This is a genomic window from Vibrio sp. 2033, from assembly GCF_033339735.1.
Genome location: NZ_JAWOVC010000249.1, coordinates 1 through 800, shown reverse-complemented (window position 1 = coordinate 800; position 800 = coordinate 1). Strand labels below are relative to the sequence as shown.

Sequence of the window (800 nt, the reverse complement as noted above, 5' to 3'; positions counted from 1 at the left end):
CCACAACGACAATAGTACGTCTAACGCTAACGACAACAGTACCAGTGCTGATCTTGATGTGAGCCTAAATAGTGATAGTAGTGATTCAAGTACTAACACAAATAGAAGCCACAACGACAACAGCGACTCTAGTACTACTGTAAGACGTAGCAACAACGACAACAGTGACTCTAGTATCAACAGTAGCTTTAACGATAACAGCGATAATCGTAATCAAAGCGACAACCGTAACCAGAGTGATAACCGTAGCTACGCTGATTCAAGCACAACAAACTCGAACAGCTTTAACGACAATAGTAACTATCAAAGTGACTCGAGCTCAACAAATGTTGATAGCTTCAATCAAGTCCATATGGATACAGATATGGTTGTTGCGAGCTCAAGCCTAATGGGTGGTGTTACAGGTGCATCAGTTATTTATGCAACTAACGCGGATGATACTCGAGTTCGAGTTGAAAACATGAACACCCTTGGTGGTCTTGGTGGTGCGGCTGGTATTACTACCGTTGGTCAGAATGCTGGTTCAAATTCACTTGTACAACAATCTGTTACAACTAATGCAAGTGTGTTTACTGGGGGTGAGTAACCGACTAGTAGGAGAAAGCGATGCGTTTGGCAATCTGTACTTTGAGTATGATAGTTGCCTGCACTGCACTCGCTGATGACATTGCATTATCTGGCGGAGAAGTTAGCTTGGATATCATGAATGAATCAAGAGGTGGACAAAATGTTGAACTCGACTTGGTTTATGCAGAATCAGATATCAATGGTATTTCGTCAGATAATGTCGCGTCAAACAC

Annotated in this window: 2 pseudogenes; both read left to right on the top strand. The window is 42.2% G+C overall.

The features are described 5' to 3' along the window. A pseudogene (locus tag R7P74_RS25890) lies at nucleotides 1-586 on the top strand (dentin sialophosphoprotein); the annotation flags it as partial. A gap of 20 nt (nucleotides 587-606) precedes the next feature. Then, nucleotides 607-800: pseudogene (locus tag R7P74_RS25885) on the top strand (carbon storage regulator); the annotation flags it as partial.